Source organism: Bifidobacterium sp. UTBIF-78, assembly GCF_006408945.1.
GTDB classification, from domain to species: domain Bacteria; phylum Actinomycetota; class Actinomycetes; order Actinomycetales; family Bifidobacteriaceae; genus Bifidobacterium; species Bifidobacterium myosotis.
Genome location: NZ_JFAO01000059.1, coordinates 1 through 17,194 on the forward strand (window position 1 = coordinate 1; position 17,194 = coordinate 17,194).

The 17,194-nt window shown below is 61.8% G+C and carries 15 protein-coding genes and 1 riboswitch; of the genes, 8 read left to right on the plus strand and 7 right to left on the minus strand.

The features are described from left to right. Positions 1-196: 196 nt before the first annotated feature. Complete coding sequence (locus BG22_RS09990; RefSeq protein WP_140495228.1) at positions 197-1,219, minus strand: glycosyltransferase family 2 protein; 1,023 nt, start codon at positions 1,217-1,219, stop codon at positions 197-199. Between the two features lie 123 nt (positions 1,220-1,342). Further along, positions 1,343-1,495: riboswitch (FMN riboswitch) on the plus strand. Positions 1,496-1,500: 5 nt separating this feature from the next. Between BG22_RS09990 and BG22_RS09995 the strand changes: the two genes are divergently transcribed. The 7 genes from BG22_RS09995 (at position 1,501) to BG22_RS10025 (ending at position 8,299) form a co-directional block, all read left to right on the plus strand. Continuing rightward, positions 1,501-2,172: an ECF transporter S component gene (locus tag BG22_RS09995; RefSeq protein ID WP_140495230.1), complete on the plus strand. Its 672-nt coding sequence runs from the start codon at positions 1,501-1,503 to the stop codon at positions 2,170-2,172. Positions 2,173-2,439: 267 nt separating this feature from the next. Further along, the gene (locus BG22_RS10000; protein ID WP_140495232.1) at positions 2,440-4,998 is read left to right on the plus strand and encodes an energy-coupling factor transporter ATPase; all 2,559 of its coding nucleotides are present in this window, start codon (positions 2,440-2,442) and stop codon (positions 4,996-4,998) included. Positions 4,999-5,070: 72 nt separating this feature from the next. After that, a complete protein-coding gene (locus BG22_RS10005) occupies positions 5,071-5,376 on the plus strand; it encodes a YhbY family RNA-binding protein (RefSeq protein ID WP_140495234.1) in 306 nt (101 codons plus the stop codon). 97 nt (positions 5,377-5,473) lie between these two features. Continuing rightward, positions 5,474-6,205, plus strand: coding sequence for a TM2 domain-containing protein (locus BG22_RS10010; RefSeq protein ID WP_140495236.1), 732 nt, complete (start codon positions 5,474-5,476; stop codon positions 6,203-6,205). A gap of 525 nt (positions 6,206-6,730) precedes the next feature. Beyond that, positions 6,731-7,150, plus strand: coding sequence for a glycerophosphodiester phosphodiesterase (locus tag BG22_RS10015; RefSeq protein WP_140495238.1), 420 nt, complete (start codon positions 6,731-6,733; stop codon positions 7,148-7,150). A gap of 238 nt (positions 7,151-7,388) precedes the next feature. Then, positions 7,389-7,865 carry a Fur family transcriptional regulator gene (locus BG22_RS10020; protein WP_258186334.1) on the plus strand — a complete coding sequence of 159 codons (477 nt, stop codon included), beginning with the start codon at positions 7,389-7,391 and terminating at the stop codon, positions 7,863-7,865. An 86-nt stretch (positions 7,866-7,951) separates the two neighbouring features. Next, entirely contained in the window at positions 7,952-8,299 is a 348-nt protein-coding gene (locus tag BG22_RS10025) for a lectin-C (RefSeq protein WP_181163483.1), read from the plus strand. Between the two features lie 264 nt (positions 8,300-8,563). On the opposite strand, the gene BG22_RS10030 is transcribed toward BG22_RS10025, so the two are convergent. Further along, the gene (locus tag BG22_RS10030; RefSeq protein WP_181163484.1) at positions 8,564-9,550 is read right to left on the minus strand and encodes a D-2-hydroxyacid dehydrogenase; all 987 of its coding nucleotides are present in this window, start codon (positions 9,548-9,550) and stop codon (positions 8,564-8,566) included. A 125-nt stretch (positions 9,551-9,675) separates the two neighbouring features. Continuing rightward, positions 9,676-11,172 (minus strand): MFS transporter, encoded by a 1,497-nt coding sequence (locus BG22_RS10035; RefSeq protein ID WP_140495240.1) that lies wholly within the window; start codon positions 11,170-11,172, stop codon positions 9,676-9,678. A 631-nt stretch (positions 11,173-11,803) separates the two neighbouring features. On the opposite strand from BG22_RS10035, the gene BG22_RS10040 reads away from it, so the two are divergent. Then, positions 11,804-12,238: a hypothetical protein gene (locus tag BG22_RS10040; RefSeq protein WP_140495241.1), complete on the plus strand. Its 435-nt coding sequence runs from the start codon at positions 11,804-11,806 to the stop codon at positions 12,236-12,238. Between the two features lie 199 nt (positions 12,239-12,437). Here BG22_RS10040 and BG22_RS10045 read toward each other — a convergent pair whose 3' ends face one another. From BG22_RS10045 to BG22_RS10060, 4 genes are all read right to left on the minus strand, one after another. After that, positions 12,438-13,457, minus strand: a complete 1,020-nt coding sequence (locus tag BG22_RS10045) for an ABC transporter permease (protein WP_094668036.1) — start codon at positions 13,455-13,457, stop codon at positions 12,438-12,440. Next, a complete protein-coding gene (locus tag BG22_RS10050) occupies positions 13,454-14,524 on the minus strand; it encodes an ABC transporter permease (RefSeq protein WP_094668037.1) in 1,071 nt (356 codons plus the stop codon). The genes BG22_RS10045 and BG22_RS10050 overlap by 4 nt, the downstream gene beginning before the upstream one ends. Position 14,525: 1 nt before the next feature. Next, the gene (locus tag BG22_RS10055) at positions 14,526-16,064 is read right to left on the minus strand and encodes a sugar ABC transporter ATP-binding protein (RefSeq protein WP_140495243.1); all 1,539 of its coding nucleotides are present in this window, start codon (positions 16,062-16,064) and stop codon (positions 14,526-14,528) included. A 141-nt stretch (positions 16,065-16,205) separates the two neighbouring features. Continuing rightward, positions 16,206-17,194 (minus strand): ABC transporter substrate-binding protein (locus tag BG22_RS10060; protein ID WP_219846947.1); only part of this gene is annotated, 989 nt, incomplete at its 5' end.

Sequence of the window (17,194 nt, forward strand, 5' to 3'; positions counted from 1 at the left end):
AAGACAGATGTAAACCATGCCCCAGGAGACCCCGTCAACCATGCCCCAAGACACCCGTCAATTATGCCCCAAGACAATACACTTCCTGAAGCTAGGGTTATGCCCAGAAATTCGTATTTCACCCGCCTATGCCCAGAATAATTGGCGGGAATATGCCCAGAACCAAATCAACCGAGAAGGCCCGGGCAACGCGGCATCATGCCAGCGGAGGCATCGGCTTCCATGTGGGATCATGCAGCAGCTTGCGCGAATCCCACCAGCCCTTGGCGATCTTGACCAGACCGGTGCGCAGATGCTCGCGGTCCACCATCACCAGACGGATGACCTCCTTGACCGCGGTCAGCCAAGTGCCCAGTGCGAACAACACCGGATGGAAGTCGCCGTACGTCATGAAGTAACGGGCCATGTATCCGCGGTTGCGCATGATGTGGTATCGGTTCATGTCGGACGTGGAGTTGAGCTGGCGCACGCCGGCGATGTCCCAGTTGCCGATCTCGCGGGTGCGGCGCAGAATCACGTCCGGCACCACGATCGGATTGGTCACCTTGCTGGCGCGGTAGCCGTACATGGTGTCGTCCCAGTAGATGAAGAAGCGCGGGTCCGGCAGGCCGATCTCCTTGACCACGCGACGGTTGAACAGGCCGCCCTCGAAGCACAGCGTGTCCATCACCCGGTATCCGGCCGGGCCGAACGCGGCCGGCGCGATGGGGTTCGGGATGCCCAGCGGCACGATGAAGTCGTACTGCCAATAGAACGGGCCACCGTCGTAGTCGAACCGGGACCCCTGGATCACCTCGTGACGCGGCGTCCACTTGGCGAGCTTGACGATGGCGTCCGGCAGCACGGCCACATCGTCGTCCATGACCCAGAACCACTGCGCACCGAGCTCGTATGCCTTCCTGACGCCCGCGGAGAAGCCGCCGGCGCCGCCCAGGTTCTCGGTCTGCGGCGCATAGACCACACGCTCCTCGTTACCGGACTGGTCGGCCACGGTGGTGCCCCACTGGCCGGTCACCTTGCCGGCGAACTCGGTGACCATGCGCGCGGTCTCGTCCGAATGCTCGTTGTCCACGATGACGATGCGCCACGGTGCCTGCTCCAACGCCAGAATCGAATCGAACAGCACTTCAAGCAACTGCTGGCGCTTGTATGTGGTGACGATAAGGGCGAGTTTCTCAATGGTCTTGTTGCGGTTCTTCACTTCAGCCATGCTCTCCATTGTTGCACCTGACCGGCACAAACTGGTTCTCAGAGGCCCGCATCTCCGGCCAAAACAGGGCGGCTTATCACCTATAGCGATATGCCACTTGCGCAAGTCCGCCGCATGGCGTATGAATGTGCCTGTCAGTTTCAGGGAAGGTGCAATTCCTTACTGGCGGTAACCCACACCCCGGGCTTCATAACGGGGCAAGTGGGAAGCCCGCGACCCGCGAAAGCGGCTGATCCGGTGAGATTCCGGGGCCAACGGTTACAGTCCGGATGGAAGAAACGAGGGCTCCTATGAGCGTATCTTCGCGTATCCGTATGCAATTCGTCCGTTCTCTCGCGCCCGCCGCGGAAGGTGCCGCGTCCGGTTCCGACGCATCCGTGTCATCCGCGACGGCGGTCAACGACAAGCTCGGCTCGCACGCCACCGGCGTGGCCGATTCCGGCCGTTGGTCCACCCGCCGCATCGCCATGTACGCGCTGTTCGTGGCGTTGGCGATGGTGACCAGCTTCATCGAGTTCCCGATCACCCCGGTGACCTGGCTCAAGTACGACCCGTCCGGCATCATCTGCCTAATCGCCGGCTTCGCCTACGGCCCGTCCGCCGCGGTCATCGTCTCCGTGCTCGGTTTCGTGCCGCATGTGTTCGCCGACCCGTGGGGCACGCTGATGGCCGTGCTGGTGGCACTGTGCCTGTCCGTGCCGGCTTCGTTCATCTACCGCGCGAACCGCACGCGCAAGGGTGCCGCACTGGGCATTCTCGCCGGCGCGGTGCTCGCCATCGTCGCCGCCATCGTGGGCAACCTCGTCGTGACCCCGATCTACGCGCACATGACCGTGGAAGCCGTGGCCGCGATGATCGTGCCGATTCTGCTGCCGTTCAACGTGGTCAAGATGGCGATTCACGCCGTGGTCACCTTCCTGATCTACAAGCCGGTCTCCAACCTGCTGTCCAAGCAGCGCTGAACCACTTCGGCCACCGAAAAGATGCGGCCGCGCAGCATGAACGGACGGTAAGTACGCGGCTCGACGACATAGGCGCGTACTTACCGTCCGTTTCACCCCTTGTAGAGACGGTAAGTACGCGGCACCTTCGTTGAGCCGCGTACTTACCGTCTCTGAAGACGTTTTCCCGTCCCCTCCGCCGCGTGCGACCATTCATCTGCGCTCGTTCGCGTCCGCCCGTAATCGCACGCGCGCCCCCAAAAACCACAGGATTCCAGAAAGCGATTCATGACAGATAGCCACTCCCCCGCCTTGGCCCCCATCGCCGAGCTGCAGCATGTCCGGTTCAGCTATGACCGCGGCGTGACATGGGCTCTGGATGATGTGTCGTTGACCATCCATGCCGGAGAGCGGCTGTGTCTCGTGGGACCGAACGGCTCGGGAAAATCGACATTGGCCCGTCTGATCGCCGGCCTGACCGCCCCCGATGACGGTCGAATCGTGCTGCTCGGGCATACCGTCTACGCCCCGCAGTCCGGACCGGACGCCGGTGCATACCGCGCAGCCCGACGCGGCATTGGCATGGTGTTCCAGAATCCGGAAGATCAGATCGTCACCACCGTGGTGGAGGACGATGTGGCTTTCGGCCCCGAGAATCTGGGCATCGCACGGGAGCGAATCGGCGAGCGCATCACGCAGACGCTTGACGCCGTGGGCCTCGCCTCGCACCGCGACGCCGACCCCACCCGTATGAGCGGCGGTCAGCAGCAGCGCGCCGCCATCGCGGGTATGCTGGCGATGAACCCGTCCATGCTGGTGCTGGATGAACCGACCGCCATGTTGGACGAAACCGCCCGCGCCGAAGTGATGCGCGTGCTTGACGTCCTGCAGTCGCGGGGCACCACCATCGTGCACGTCACCCATCACCCGGACGAGACGCGGCATGCGGACCGCGTGGTGCATATGGCCGCCGGCCGCATCATCGCGGATGCTCCCGGCAATGAGGCTGCGGACTGTCCGGAGCCTTCCGCGCTCTCCGATACGATTTCCACTGCTATCGACACAGCTGCCACCGGCTCCGACGTGAACGTCATCGCCGCCCCGTTGCCGGTACTGGGCACCTCGGCCGAAGTCGCGACCGATGCCGCGAACGGCACCTCAGCAACCGTGACAGCCGACACCTCAACCGATATCAGGGGCGCCGTCCCGGCCGGCACGACAATCACTTCCTCCAGCGCTTTGGCAGGTGTCGTGTCTGGAGCGGCAGCGTCTCCGGCCGAGACCTCCGTTGAGGCTCCAGCCAGCTCCTCCTCCGCCCCTATCATTCGCGTCTCCCATCTCTCCTACCGGTACGCGGGCGACCAGCCGCCGGTGATCGATGACCTGTCCTTCACCATCACCAAAGGTGAGACTGTGGCATTGATGGGTTCCAACGGTTCCGGCAAGTCCACGCTGGCACGGCTCCTGTGCGCGCTGGCAAAGCCGAGCGCAGGCAGCATCACGGTGGCCGGCATTCCGGTGGCATGGGACAAGCGCGCGCCGATTGTCGGCAACGACGGTACCGTGCAACGGTTGAAATCAGCCAATCGCAAGCAGCTCGCACAACTGCGTCGCCGTGTGGGATACGTGATGCAGCACCCGGAGCATCAGTTGTTCGCGGATACGGTGGCCGAGGATGTGGCCTACGGCCCGCGCAACCAAGGACTGTCCGAGTCCGCGGTCGGCGAGCGCGTCCGGGAGGCGCTGTCATTGCTTCACATCGAGCATCTGGCCGACCGCTCCCCCTTCGATTTGTCCGGCGGACAGCAACGGCTCGTGGCCATCGCCGGCGTGGTGGCATGCCGGCCGGATGTGCTCGTCATGGATGAACCGACCGCCAGTCTGGACGTGCATGCCAAGGCTCGCATCCACGAGCTGCTCCATACGCTGAAGGCCCGCGGCGTGACGATGCTCATCATCACGCATGACCGAGCGGAGGCCGAGGAGCTGGGAGACCGCGTGGTGCGCATGCCCATCGCACCTGCCCTCGATGCACCCCACGAATCAGTCCACGAATCGCAGACTGCGACCGCACCCTCTGTTCCCAACCGTCGCCGCTCGCCGATCCACAGGCTCGACCCGCGCGTGAAGATGGTGGGATTCCTGGCCGCGATGTTCACGATGTTCGCAGTGAACACGCCCGTACAGCTGGCGCTTGGCGTCACGCTCACGTTGGCGGTGATGCTCTTCGCCCGTCTCAATCCGATTCGCGTACTCGCGTCGATCCACCCGATTCTGGCGCTGCTCGTCCTGATGAGCCTGTGCAATCTGATCGTGGTGCGCACCGGCACGCCGTTGGTCGCGTGGGGGCCGTTCAGCATCACCGACCAAGGCGTGACCATCGCCGTGCTGTATGCCTGCCGCTTCGCGTTGGTCATCATTCTGGGAGCGGTGTTCCTCGCCACCACCACGCCCACCGCCATGACGGACGCCTTCGAGGCGTTGCTGCGGCCGTTCGCCCGGTTCGGGCTGCACGCGCAGGAGATCGCGCTGGTGATGAGTCTGGCCTTGCGGTTCATTCCCACGCTCACCGACGAGACGCGCTCGATCGTGGACGCACAGGCGGCCCGGGGCGGTTCGATCGAAACCGGCTCGCTCACGCAGCGCATCAAGGCGATGAGCGCGATCATCGTGCCGGTGTTCGCCGGCACCCTGCGTCACGCGGACAATCTGTCGCTGGCGTTGGATGCGCGCTGCTATGAGGAGGGCATCGCCCGGACGCATTGGCGGGTCTTCGCGCCCGGCCCCAAGGATGCGATATTCGCCGTGGCGGTGATTGGCTATATCGCGGCCATCGTGGCGCTGTGAGCGATGTCGGCCGGCACGCATGACGCGACCGGCGGGTATGCTGTTGTGGTCACTTGAACGTAAGGAACTTCCATGGCATTGACCAAAAAGCAAATCAAGCAGCTGCGCGCGCTGGCGAACTCACTCAAGCCGCTGCTCTACGTCGGCAAGAACGACCTGACCGAGGCGGCCATCAAGCAGGCCGACGAAACCATCGAGAAGCATGAGCTCATCAAGGTCGCCGTGCAGGACGGCTCGGGCCTGACCGCCAAGGAAGCGGCCGAACAGCTTGCCGAGCAGCTCAACGCCGAAGTGGTGCAGTCCATCGGCAATCGTTTCGTGATCTTCCGCCGCTCGAAGCGCAAGGACGTGGAGCACATCCAGCTCGTCCGCGAATAGCGACCGCACAGCGCGGCATGTTCCGCTTCCATATAAAACGTGAGATGATGGTTGGCAACAACGGCGACGCCGTCTATCCAGAGAAGGGAACCCAACGATGAGCGACAACCAACAACCGTATGTTCCGGCCAATCCGGAACAGCAGCCGCAGAATTCGGCGAACACGCAGCCGGAGTACAACCAGCCCGCCCAGAGTAACGGCGCATACACGCAACCGTCCAACGCATACGGCGAGTATCAGCCTTCCGCTCCCGAATCGACGCCGCAGGGCGCATCCTACGCCGACCCGGCATCCGGGGCCTACGGCCAGCAGCCGACGCAATCGTACGTCCAGCCCGGTCAGCCGGCGCAGGCCGCCGGATACGCACCGTACCAGTATGGACAGCCCGCACAGCCGACCGGCGAGTACAGCCAGCCCTACAGCCAGCCGGCCCAGCCGGTGTACGGCGCGCAGCAGCCGGCCGGCGCCTACGGACAGCCCGCGGGCGCGTACGGACAGCAGCCCTACGGCCAGCCCACCAACCCCTACACGCAGCCGTATGCGGCTCCCCAATATGCGGCCCCGGCCGCCGCCTACGGGGCCAAGTCCAAAATGGCCGCCGGCCTGCTTGGCATCTTCCTCGGTTCCTTGGGCGTCCACAATTTCTATCTGGGCTACACCGGCAAGGCGGTGGCCCAGCTGCTGCTCACGCTGGTCGGTTGGATTCTGCTCGGTCTCGGCCCGATCGCCGCCGCGATCTGGGGTCTGGTCGAGGGCATCCTCATCCTCTCCAGCCAGTACGGCTCTCCGTGGCACAAGGACGCCAACGGTCAGGAGCTCACCGACTGACGCGGATTGATAGACGGATCGTGTATCCGCCGCATATTCGTAGAGCCACGCCGGAGCTCCGACGACGGCAGTCGCGGTGACGCGGCTCATCCCATCGGTCAGGCCCAGACCGATCAAGCCGATGTACGGCAAGCCGACGGGCTGAATCGCTAACTGCCAATCGTCGAGCAACGTTCGGCGCACACTGATGAAGGCCATGAACCCATCCAAGGTTCATGGCCTTCATCATGTCCTGTTTTCAGCAAATACGAACATGATTATTGTTCGTTTGCGCAGTATGCGAACACACTTACACAGAGACGTACAGAACCTCCCAAACACGTTACCGCAAGGTTAAAAATCGGCAAATCGGCTCTATTTCGAGCTTTTCAAGTGTTAGGCTTAGGAACCAGCGCGATACTAAGCGTAGCCTCCTCCACCACACGAGGAGGCTGATTGATGTGCGAATCATTCCCAAATCGCACATCCACAATACTGTCATGACGGCCGTGGCGGGAACGGTCGCCGAATGAAAGGATCATCATCATGGCGGAAGAGAAGCTCATCGTCGTCGACCCTGACCTGTTCAACAAGGACGCGGACACCAAGACCTCCCACGGCAACGAGGTCGCCAAGAAATTCGGCATCAGCGACCAGGCGCTGGCCGAGGTTGAGTACTTCAAGCAGCAGCTCACCAACCACAACGCTTGGGATCTGCCGTTCATGGGCTACGTGAACGAGGATGGCTACGGCTACGCCTACGTGCCGGACGCCGCCATCACCACCAACCCGTACTGGGATGCCCACAAGGCGTTCCTCGCCCTCCCGGAGGACGTGCAGACCGCCTTCGCCATCCGCATGCTCTTCACCCACCGTCCGGTCGACCGTTACGGCGCCGCCATGTTCCTGCACTACCAGCGCGGTTTCACCGTGAAGTTCCAGGGCACCGGCGCCAACCAGTGGTGATGATGTCCGCTCTCGGCCGATGATGGCCGCTCGGAGCTGATTTCGCCCTGCCTGTGGCACATATGTGTAATGGGGATGCACCGCGGTACATGCGGTGCATCCCCATTATCATGTTTGGCGGGCCCTGACGGATCAGGTCCGAGCCGCTGGTTTCAGTATGACTTTTCCCCTGCGTAAACACCCGACTTGCTTTCTAAATGATAACAAGTATCATTAGCTAAAGGAGGGGAAGACGACAGTGGCCGATTCTGAAGAGCAACACCGCGACGAGCGCGCGGCACAGTCATCCAACCCCCGCATCACCAGGCCGCGTATGCTGATCGAGCGGACGCTGTCGGAATTATCGCGCTTCGCCACCGCCCAGGAAATCACCGATATTCTGAGGCATCGCGGTACGCGCATCGGCACCACCACCGCATACCGGAATCTGCAGATGATGGCCGACCAGGGCAAACTCGACGTTATCCATCTCAACGGCGAAACCCTGTATCGTTCCTGTGTCGATCATCGTCACCACCACCACATCATGTGCCGGAGTTGTGGAACGACCATAGAAATCGAGATTCCGGGGCTGGAACAGTGGATCGAACAGGCAGCCGCCAAACTGCACTATATCGACGTCACCCATGAGTTGGAAATCTATGGTCTGTGCCCCCGCTGCGCGAGGAAGACCATCGACGGCGCCCGAAATGACGACGAGCAACGGGATCGGTAACCACTTTCACTAACTATCACGCGCGCCGCGAGAGGCCTTACACTTTTCAATCGACAAATGCGTTGAACACATTGAAAGGGAAACCAATGACCATCAAGACCATTGACCAGCACGCTTACGAAATCGTCACCGAAGAGGGCACCTTCGCCGTCTGCAAGGACACGCTCGCCAAGTTCGATGTCTCCGCCCACCAGCATGGCGTGGCGGCCTGCGGATGCTGCGGATGCTGCCTGACCGGCGACTGCTGCGACGACAACGACTGCATGCACGGCTCCGACGAGCAGTGCGAGGGCAAGGCCTGCATCCACGCCTGCCACGAAAACCGCGAAGGCCACGAGTGCGCGTTCTGCCACCTCGCCTTCGACACCAACGAGGCATGCCATGCGGCAATTCTGGCTGATCTGAAGGCGCTCAAAACCGAGCTTGCCGCCTGAAATGCGATTGTCGGGGTTCGCGCAATGAGCGACGATTCATACGGCAACTCATTGCGCGAACCAAACACGCACAGGCAGCGCGGTTGTCCCGTCATTTCCGAATGTGGGGCGTTCCCGTCATCCTGAGAAGGTTTCCCGCCATCCTGCGCGGAAGTTCCTCTAGGATGGCGGGAACGCCCCACATTTCATGTCTGCCCGAGAACGGGGCTATCAGTCAGTCCATCAATCACACGCATCACGTTTCGGCACGCCGATGACATGTCATCAGCGGCCAACGAGGTTAAGCAGCTCCTGCTGCTTGGCGTAACGGGACACATTGGTCAGCGCGATGCGGATGATCTGCTCAGAGGTCTCCTTCAAGTGATTGCCTCCGGCGACATGCGGGGTGATGAGGCAACGCGGCTCGTCCCACAGAGGGCTTTCGGCCGGCAACGGCTCGGGCTCGGTGACGTCGAGTCCCGCACCGCGCAACCTTCCCTCGGCCAGCGCCGCGGCAAGGGCCTCAGGGTCGATGGCATCGCCACGGCCCGCATTGAGCACGATGGCGGTGGGCTTGAGCCGTGCAAGCCGGTCCGCATCCAGCAGATGATGGGTCTGCGGTGAGCGCGGCACCGCCAACGCCACCACATCCGCCAGCGGCAGCAGCGCATCAAGACGGTCGAACCCATACATCTTCTCGACGCCCTTGGCAGGCACATCCGGATGACGTCGCACGCCAAACGTACGCAAGCCCACGGCCTGTGCCAGCTGGGCGAAGTGCGAGCCGATGTCGCCCGCGCCGATGACCAGGGCGATGCCGCCTTCGGGGCTGAGTACCGTCCCCTGATCATGCCAACGATGGTCGTGCTGGTTGACCGCGTACTGGTTGAGGTTCTTCATCAGCGACCACATCATGGCGAACATGTGCTCGGAGACGCTACGGCCGTAAGCGCCGGTGGCATTGGTGACCATAGTTCCCCGTGGCAGCACGCCGGGCCGGACGTAGGCGTCCACGCCAGCGCTGAAAGTCTGCAGCCACTCAAGTCGCGTGTACCGCTCGGCCTCGGAGACCGGGAAATTGCCGATGACCGCGGTGGCCCGAGACTTCAGCTCATCGGGGATGTTCACCGGCCAGACCATGTCGCCGCGATGGTCCTCGCTCCCGACGAACTCCTGCGGCACGTCCCGTGCGGCCTTGACGAACGCCTGACGTTCGGCGGCATCCAGCGGCAGACAGTTGACGATCAGCTTATGCGTGTTCTCGATTCCCATGCTTCACAAACTAGGCCGCAGTGCGGATATTGTGCCGTATCCCCTAATCCGGGCACCTGATCCGGGCACCACGGATGGTGATTTCCGGATTCCAGCCCCGCATAAATAATCGGTAATAACCGGCGTCAGGCCTGCACGGGGCCACGTCGCGCACGAATGCGGAAGGCGGTGGCCAGACATCCCCATCCGATCAGGCAGATCACGATCATCACGGCGAAGGTCCATGCGCCGCCCACGGCGGTGGCGTGCGCGAACTGCGGCGTGCCCTCGTCCCCGGCACCCGCCTGGGCCACGGTCAGCACAGTGGAGAACAGGGCGGTTCCGGCCGCGCCACCGAACTGCAGGCAGGTGTTGAAGATGGCGTTGCCGTCCGGACGGAACTCGTGCGGCACTTCGGACAGGCCGCTGGTCATCACGTTCGCGTTGCCGATGGCGTAGAAGAAACCGAAAATGAAGTAGAATCCGGCCAGCAATCCCGGCGTGAGATGCATGGAGAAGACCAGCATCAGCACCGGCCCCAGAATCGCGATGCCCAGAGGGATGAGAATCGGCTTGACCGCGCCGAAGCGGTCGTAGAACCAGCCGCCCACGGGCGCGCACACCGCACCGATCAACGCACCGGGCAGCACCAGCGAACCGGCCACGAAGGCAGACGTACCGAGCGACAGCTGCGACACATTGGTAATCACATAGCCATAGCCGATACCTACCAGCGGCAACAGCAGATAGGCGATGGCATGAAGCAGCACGGCCGGGTCACGCAGGATGCCCAGCCGCAGCAACGGGGAGAAGGCGCGCTGGGAGCTCTTGGCGAACAAGATCAGGGCGCCAAGACCCACGATGAGGCTCACCACGGCGACGACTCCGGGGCGTACGGCCGCTCCCCCGCTCACCGCCGCACTGACGGCCACACCGCCCTGATTCAGGGCGAGGACCAGTCCCACCAGCGCTAGGACAATCAGACACAGCTGGACCGGGTCGAGATAGGCATCCTCGGTGGGCGTGCGCTGCTCGATGCAGATGCAGCCGATCACCGCGGCGATGAGCATCAGCGGCACCGCACCGACGAAGATCGCACGCCACGGCAAAACGCTGGTCACCGCGCCGCCCACGGTCGGGCCGATGGCAGGGGCCACGGTGATCACCAGCGAGCCGACGCCCATGAGACGGCCGATCTTGGAACGCGGCGACTGCTCGAGGATAATGTTGATCATCAGCGGCGTGGCGACGCCGGAACCGACGCCTTGAATGATGCGGGCCAGAATCATCAGCGGGAACGCCTGCGCCACGATCATGATGAGCGAGCCGGTGACGCCGAGTGCCACAGCGGCCAGGAAGATGGCCTTGAGACGGAACCGGCGCTTGAGGAACGAGCTGATCGGCATCGAGGCCGCCACGGAAAGCAGGTAAATTGTGGTGATCCACTGCACGGTGGCAGTGTCGACGTTAAACTCGCGCATCAGGGCCGGGAAGAGCACGGTCATCACGGTTTCGGTGAGGATGCCGATGAAAGCCAGCGACCCCACGGCCACGATGGCGCCGATGAGTCGCGGTGGGATGCGCTCGCTATCCACGACATGCTGGATGCCGGCGGAATTGGGCTGCCGCTGCGATTGGGGCATGATAGATCTCCTCTACATCATCATTGTGAAACGTCTGGAAGTCAGGTTTACCAACCGGCGTGTGCAGTGCTGTATTGAGTGTTACAGATAGGAGCGAGCCACTTCTCGCGTAAGTTGCATCCCGTTACCGCCATCAAGGAATATTAGAGTGCACGGAAGACTCATCCGCCGCCATCAGAACGGCATCGGGTCGCATTGCCGCAGTCGCATCGGCTGACGGCACCGAATCCGGCCCGTTCACCACCAGCCGCAGTCCCGGACTCTTCGCGGTTAACCGCACCGACCGCAGACCCGTCACTGTTCGGAATCAACCGCCGCGGATTCACGTTCGATGAGTTCGCCTTCAAAATGACGATACGCATGCCATGACTCGCCATGAGCGCGTCCCGCCGCGGCGGAACCTTTCGCAAAGACACACAAGCAAACGAATCCCCGACGTAGGAAGACCCCAACATTTGACTGTCGGACCTCAACGATTGACTGTCGGATCTCAACACATCCGTGTCGGACTTCAACGGTTGAGTGTCGGATTTCGTGCATATACCGCACGAGGTCCGACAGTCAACCGTCGAAATCCGACAGTCAACATACGAGGTCCGACACTGGTACGTCGAAATCCGACAGTCAACATATGGAAAAACGACAATACGGAAATACGACAGTTAACCTGCGAAATCCTGCAAGATTCGACACTGCAAGATCCGACGACAACCGTCACCGTGCAACACCATCCGACAGTCAACAAACGAACATACGAAAAACCGACAGCCAACCCGCAAAAACCGACTGCAACCGTCACCATGCAACACCATCCGACAGTCAACATACGAACATACGAAAATCCGACATTCAACCTGCAAAATCCGACTGCACCTGTTACGGTGCAACGCCAAACGTCGGCACATATTACCGGCACTTCCACCGCATGCCGTCTACTCTCACCGACTTATCCCACCGCATCCACCAACCACCAACCAACGCAAAAACACTTGGGGCGCGGCCGGAGGAACCGGACCGCGCCCCAAGTGCGATGAAAGGAAGAAAAGGAGAAAGCAAAAAGGAATAGTGGCGGGCCGCAAGTGGCGTACCGTTTCGTTCCGCCGCCGATAATGGCAGTGGTTCGAGCGGGAAACGAAACCGGAAAGCGGCCCGCCTTTTCAGTTATTGTTTAGTTATTATTCAGTTGTTCTTCAGTTGTATTCGATTATCGGTGAGGCGGAATGCCCACCCGCGGCCTCCGGTGTCGGAGACCGGCGGGCAATCCGCTATTTCCGTTCCCCGACCGCCATCACCGCACGCTGCAGGACGACGAAGACGAGGATCATGAGGCCGACCACGATGGTGGTCCATTCGGCCGGCACACCGAAGTCGGAGGTGAGCGGGTCGAGGATGGAGCGGACCAGAGCGCCGAGCACGGAGCCGAGCACGTAGCCGAAGCCACCGGTGATGATCGTACCGCCGATGACCACGGAGGCCACGGCGTCGAGCTCCCAGCCGACACCCACGGTGTTCTTGGCGGAACCGATGTTCGCGGTGTACACGATCGAGGCCAGGGCGGCGAGCGTCGCGGAGGTCAGGTAGATGGTGTACTGCGTGCGCTTGACCGGCAGACCCATAAGCTCCGCGGAGGAACGGGAGCCACCAATGGCGTAGATGGTGCGGCCGGTGCGGGTGTGGTGCAGGAAGATATAGCCGAACACGACGACCAGCAGGGCGATGATCACGCCGACGTTGAAGGACAGATCGTTGGAGATCTTCGGGTTGTCGATGATCTTGATCTCGTTCGCGATGAACGCGAAGTTGTTGCTGTCCGGGAAGGTCAGCGAGTCGGTGGAGATGATGGAGGCGATACCACGGGCCAGGAACATCGTCGACAGCGTGGCGATGAACGGCTGCATGTTGAACTCCTCGATCAGCGTACCGGCCAGCAGGCCGAACACGGCGCCGATGAGCAGCATGATGATCATGACCAGCACGGCGGGCACACCGGCGTTCGCCAGCTTGAGGCCGACGACTGCGGTGATGGCCACGATGGCGCCGACTGACAGATCGATACCACCGGTCAGAATCGGCAGGGTCATGGCCACGGCCAGGATGATCAGGTAGGCGTGGTCGATGAACAGGGAGGAGATGAAGCCCAATCGGATGTAGGTGCCGAACAGAGCCTGTCCCATGATGATCATCAGGAGGAAGATCACTACGGCCGCGAGGGTCGGGATCATCTGACGATCGATCTTGAAGCCCTTCTTGGGAGCCTTCACTTTGTTTGCCGTAGCTGTTGTCATGCTGCCACCGCCTTAGCTTGAGCCTGAAGTGCGCGCTTGCGCTTCATCGCCGCACCCAGGTTGTGAATCTTCGGAGCCTGCATCACGCAGATCACGATCACCACGACGGCGAAGAAGGCCGGAGTTGCTTCGGCGTTGATGCCGAGGGTGATGATGGTCTTGCGGATCATGGCGATAATCACGGCGCCGACAGCGGAGCCGGCGAGGGAGAACTTACCACCGAGCAGCGAGGTGCCGCCGATGACGACCGCCAGAATGGCGTACATTTCGAGGTCCTGACCGGTCTTGACCACGTCAACGCGCATCACGGATGCGGTGGCGAACAGACCGGCGATGGCCGCGAGGAAACCGGAAACCGCGTAGACGAGGAAGAGGATCTTCTTCGGCTTGATACCGGTCATGCGGGAGGCTTCCTGGTTGATGCCGACGGCCTCGATCATCATGCCCATGGCGGTCTTGCGGCACAGCAGGCCGACGAGGATCACGATGACCACGGCGATGACGAAGTTGGCGGGGATGCCGAGGATGAAGCCGTTGGCGATCCAGCGCAGCGGCTCGTTGCCGGCGACGGCGGAGGCATCGGTGTTCTCACCGGAGGTGATCACCTTGGCGATACCACGGCCGGCGAGCATCATGATCAGGGTGGTGATGAACGGCTGGAGGCCGAGAAGGGAAACCAGAGCGCCGTTGACGCAGCCGATGACCAGACCGACGGCCAGGGCGATGAGGATGGAGACCCACACGTTCACGCCGTTGGACAGGGACTGCATCGCGGCGGCACCGGCCACGGCCATCACGGAACCGACGGAAAGGTCGATGCCGGCGGTGGAGATGACCAAGGTCATACCGGTGGCGATCATCAGGTATCGGGCGGACTCCTGAAGCATGGTGATCAGCGGGCCGGCCAGACCGCCAGTGTTGGTGTTCCAGCTCAGAGCGAGGAAGTCATGCTGGAAGATGGTGCAGATGACAATCAGCAGGATGAATGCGACAACAGACCAGGTCAGGTTGTTGCTCAGCAGCTTCTTGACGAGGGCGTTGCCCTCTTCCTTTGCCTTTTCAGCCATCTCACGCCTCCTTTCCGTTCACGTTGGTGTTGGCGATGGTTTCGACGATGGTCGCCTGGGAAACCGTGTCGCCGTTTTCGATTTCTGCGATCTTGTGGCGATCCTTGAGGACCTCGATGTCGTCGGACAGACGCACGACCTCTTCAAGCTCGGAGGAGATGAAGACGACGCCCATGCCCTTGGAGGCGAGGTCGAGCACGACCTGCTGGATTTCGGCCTTGGCGCCGATATCGATACCACGGGTCGGCTCGTCGAGGATGAGCAGCTCGGGGTGGGTGGCCAGCCAACGGCCGATGAGCACCTTCTGCTGGTTACCACCGGAGAGGTTCTTGATCGGGCGGTCGGGGTCGCGCGGACGAACGTTGAGTTCCTCCATGTACTTATCGACGATCGCGTCCGCTTCCTTCTTCGGAATCGGGTTGAACATGCCGCGGGTGGCCTGCAGGGCGATGAGCATGTTCTGGCGGACGGTCAGGTCGCCGATGATGCCCTCGTCGCGGCGGTTCTCGGTGGAGTACGCGATCTTGTTCTTCAGGGCGGTGTACGGGTCGGAGATGTTGACCTTCTTGCCGTTGAACTCGTAGGTGCCCGAATCCGGCTTGTCGGCGCCGAACAGCAGACGGCCGAGCTCGGTACGGCCGGAGCCCAGCAGGCCGGCGAAGCCGACGACCTCGCCCTTGTAGATGTCCAGATCGACCGGGTTGATGGTGCCCTTCTTACCCAGGCCCTTGGCCTCGAGCAGCGGCTTCTCGCCGGGCTCGATCTCGCGACGGGACTTCTTGGCACCGATCTGGCTCAGCTCGGCGGCGGACTTGCCGATCATCATGCCGATGAGCTCGTCACGCGGGGTGTCCTTGGTCATGACTTCCTTGATGAACTTACCGTTGCGCAGGATGGTCAGACGGTCGGTGATCTCGTAGATCTGGTCGAGGAAGTGGGAGACGAACAGGATGGCCACGCCCGAGTCACGCACCTTGCGCATGATCTTGAACAGGTCCTGCACCTCGTTGGCGTCCAGAGAGGAGGTCGGCTCATCGAGAATCAGCACCTTGGCGTTGATGACCATGGCGCGTGCGATGGCGACCAGCTGCTGCATGGCGATGGAGATGGAGCTCAGCGGGGTGTGCGGATCGATGGACTCCAGACCCATCTGGGCCAGATAGGTCTTGGCGGCTTCGTGGGTCTTCTTCCAGTCGATGCCGAACGGGCCGCGCTTTTCGTGGCCGAGCATCACGTTCTCACCCACGGAGAGGTTGGTGCACAGGTTCACTTCCTGGTACACGGTGGCGATGCCGGCGTTCTGCGCGTCCAACGTGCCGTTGAACTGCTGCGGCTTGCCTTCGACCGTGATGGAGCCGGCGTCGATCTTGTACACACCGGTCAGAGCCTTGATCATGGTGGACTTACCGGCACCGTTCTCACCCATGAGGGCGTGCACTTCGCCCGGGTAGAGGGTCAGGTCGACACCGTCCAAAGCCTTGACGCCCGGGAATTCAATCGTGATGCCCTTCATCACGACGATAGGGGTTTTATCAGTCATGTCTTTGCCTTAAACGAGAAGGGGATTGTTATCGTTTTGTGATATTTGGGCCGAACATGAGTGATGGTGTGGAAGGAAGGGGCTCCCTCTCACACCATCACTACGAGTTCAGTTCAATTGTCAGCTGGATGTTCCGGGCGATCAGTACGCGCGGGAGCCGTTGTCCAGGGCCTCCTTGGCGCTGGTGGCGTCGAAGGTCTTGGAGTCGATCTGGATGTCCTTCTCGACGGTCTTGCCATCCAGGTAGTCCTTGACGGCCTGAGCGGTCTCCTTGCCGAAGATCGGGTTGTACTCGATCACGTAGGAGAGATCGCCGTCGACCAGGGCCTGCAGGGCGTTCTTCGTACCATCGATGGTGATGATCTTGACCTTGCCCTTGAGGCCGGCGGCGTCAACGGCCTGGGCGGCGCCGAGGCCCATCTCGTCGTTCTGGGCGAAGATGAACTGCGGGTTCTCGGACTTGTACTTGTCAAGCAGACCGGCGGTCACGGTCTTGGCCTCATCAGTGGACCAGTTGGCGGACTGGGACTCGAGGACCTTGATGTTGGAGCCGATCTTGTTGGACCAGCCGGTGCCACGATCCTTCACTACGGACAGGCCGGCCGGGCCTTCCAGGATGAAGCCGTTGGCGCCATCCGGGAAGTTCTTGTTCACGAACTCGGCGGCCTGCTCGCCGGCCCACTCGTTGGACGGGCCGATGTGGGAGACGATGTCCTTCTTGGCGGCGTCGTCCTTGACCTCGACGTTACGATCCACGGTGAAGACCGGGATCTCGGCCTCGGCGGCCTTCTTCAGGGAGTCGTCCCAACCGGAGTCCTCGGTGGAGGACAGGATGATGGCGTCCACCTCATCGTTGACGAACTTGTTGAAGGCCTGAATCTGCTTCTGCTGATCGTTGTTCTGGGTCGGCGAGTAGACCAGTTCGAAGCCGGCATCCTTGAACGCGGCCTTGATGTCGTTCTCGTTGGCGGTACGGAAGCCGCCCTCAGGACCGACGGCCACGAAGCCCACGGTCTTCTTGCCGGAATCGCTGGAACCACCGTCGCCACCAGCGTTGCTGGAACCACACGCGGCGACGCTCACGAGAGCGGCAGCGGAAGCAACAAGGGCAATGGCCTTCTTCCAATTCT

What these genes read in the sequence shown, in the direction of transcription:
- BG22_RS09990 (WP_140495228.1), bottom strand. Translation starts at nt 1,219, where the DNA reads ATGGAGAGCATGGCTGAAGTGAAGAACCGCAACAAGACCATTGAGAAA.
- BG22_RS09995 (WP_140495230.1), top strand. Translation starts at nt 1,501, where the DNA reads ATGAGCGTATCTTCGCGTATCCGTATGCAATTCGTCCGTTCTCTCGCG.
- BG22_RS10000 (WP_140495232.1), top strand. Translation starts at nt 2,440, where the DNA reads ATGACAGATAGCCACTCCCCCGCCTTGGCCCCCATCGCCGAGCTGCAG.
- BG22_RS10005 (WP_140495234.1), top strand. Translation starts at nt 5,071, where the DNA reads ATGGCATTGACCAAAAAGCAAATCAAGCAGCTGCGCGCGCTGGCGAAC.
- BG22_RS10010 (WP_140495236.1), top strand. Translation starts at nt 5,474, where the DNA reads ATGAGCGACAACCAACAACCGTATGTTCCGGCCAATCCGGAACAGCAG.
- BG22_RS10015 (WP_140495238.1), top strand. Translation starts at nt 6,731, where the DNA reads ATGGCGGAAGAGAAGCTCATCGTCGTCGACCCTGACCTGTTCAACAAG.
- BG22_RS10025 (WP_181163483.1), top strand. Translation starts at nt 7,952, where the DNA reads ATGACCATCAAGACCATTGACCAGCACGCTTACGAAATCGTCACCGAA.
- BG22_RS10030 (WP_181163484.1), bottom strand. Translation starts at nt 9,550, where the DNA reads ATGGGAATCGAGAACACGCATAAGCTGATCGTCAACTGTCTGCCGCTG.
- BG22_RS10035 (WP_140495240.1), bottom strand. Translation starts at nt 11,172, where the DNA reads ATGCCCCAATCGCAGCGGCAGCCCAATTCCGCCGGCATCCAGCATGTC.
- BG22_RS10040 (WP_140495241.1), top strand. Translation starts at nt 11,804, where the DNA reads ATGGAAAAACGACAATACGGAAATACGACAGTTAACCTGCGAAATCCT.
- BG22_RS10045 (WP_094668036.1), bottom strand. Translation starts at nt 13,457, where the DNA reads ATGACAACAGCTACGGCAAACAAAGTGAAGGCTCCCAAGAAGGGCTTC.
- BG22_RS10050 (WP_094668037.1), bottom strand. Translation starts at nt 14,524, where the DNA reads ATGGCTGAAAAGGCAAAGGAAGAGGGCAACGCCCTCGTCAAGAAGCTG.
- BG22_RS10055 (WP_140495243.1), bottom strand. Translation starts at nt 16,064, where the DNA reads ATGACTGATAAAACCCCTATCGTCGTGATGAAGGGCATCACGATTGAA.